Origin of the sequence: Helicobacter mesocricetorum (genome assembly GCF_900198605.1) — a bacterium.
In the GTDB taxonomy this organism is placed as follows: Bacteria; Campylobacterota; Campylobacteria; order Campylobacterales; family Helicobacteraceae; genus Helicobacter_D; species Helicobacter_D mesocricetorum.
In genome coordinates this window covers 1-1,489 of sequence record NZ_FZPJ01000017.1, presented here as the reverse complement: position 1 = coordinate 1,489, position 1,489 = coordinate 1, and the positions used below count along the sequence as shown (strand labels likewise).

Here is a 1,489-nt window from a genome sequence, read left to right as displayed (position 1 = left end):
ATCTTGTTCTAAGCCTTTTTTTGTGGATATGATATTTTGGTTAATGATAGTTCCCATTTTGCCTATTTCATCATTAGCATTAATTTTGAGTGGCTTAGGATCTACTTTCTCGTGATTTAAGAAACGGAAGAAAGTTTCTAAAGCATTGGATAGTATAGGGAGTCTTTTAGCGACTATGGTTTGTATGCAATAGTAAATAACCGCTATAATTACGACTAAAAATATGATACCAAAAAGTATTAATAGTAATTGTAAATTATAAAGAGATTCTAAAACAGAAGATTCAGGAGAGGTTACTAAGATACTCCAACTACTAGAATCGCGAATTGTCTTAAATGAAGCAAGAGCAGCAAAACTTTCCTCTCCTGTTGTTGTAACATAATCCTCAAAAATTTGAGAAGAATTGGCTTTGATAGCATCTAATATAGCTCTTGTTTGGGGAGTATTATTAACTTCTTGTAAATTTCTTAGAACAATAGAGTTATTCTTATGCACCGCAATAATCCCATCTTGAGTTATTAAAGCTCTTGTGTCTCCATCATAAAGATCAAGTTTTTCATTTAAGAGATATTTTGCAAAATTTTCTAAATTAAACATAAAAGCAATAGCACCTATATATCTTCCATCTCTACTAATAATAGGTGTTGCAATATTGATTCCTACGAATTCTTTTTGTTGATTAATATTAAATCTATTGGGATTACCAACTAATATAGCGTATCTATCAGGAGCTGTTCGCATTTGATTACGAAGTTGTTGCATTAGAGGGAAGTTTTTAAGAACTTCGGTAAATTGTAAAGGTTCAATTCCGCCGGGTTTAGAAGTATCACTATCTGAAAATATCATTCCAAAACTTCCAGCTTCACTTCTGTATTTACTGATAACATTGCTATTTCCAAGTATTGATTCATCTTCTAAGTATAGAAACGCATAAGTCGCATAAGAAGAAGAATCAAAGATGTCTTTTGTTAATTCTTCAATGCGAGAAAGAGTAATATCGTTTGCTTTAATTTCGTCATTAATGGTATTAGTTAGACCTGCAATGAGAGATATGCTTTCATTTAAAGCACCTTCCATTTTATTGGCATAGCGAACAGATGATTGTTCAAGAGTTTGACGCACTTGACTAATTATGTTCGTAGATACTCTGGAAGAAACAATAGCAATTAAAATGACTAGTCCTATAACAATAGCTATAGAGACCGACAATATGAGCTTTGAGCCTATATTTAAAGATTTAAACATTGGAGTTCCTTGTTAATTTTTTTGAATCCTCGCATTATACAATTAAAATTATTAAATTAAAATCTAATGCAAAAATATTTTTAACTCTTAAATAAATCCATTCAATATCTCTTAAAAGCTAACCCCTAAAACTTCTTCTTATTAACATCCTCTAATATCTCTTGAGCAATAGCATTAACATTTTGTGTAACATTATTTGTATCATTAACAATCTCTACATTATTTTGGGTAACACCCTCTAATT

At 30.6% G+C, this 1,489-nt stretch carries 2 protein-coding genes; both read right to left on the bottom strand.

Annotated elements, in window-relative coordinates:
- A partial coding sequence (locus C6H18_RS04955; protein WP_199770133.1) for a cache domain-containing protein occupies nt 1-1,245 on the bottom strand: 1,245 nt, incomplete at its 3' end.
- A gap of 125 nt (nt 1,246-1,370) precedes the next feature.
- The coding region (locus C6H18_RS09770; protein ID WP_407645601.1) for a hypothetical protein at nt 1,371-1,489 on the bottom strand (119 nt) is incomplete at its 5' end.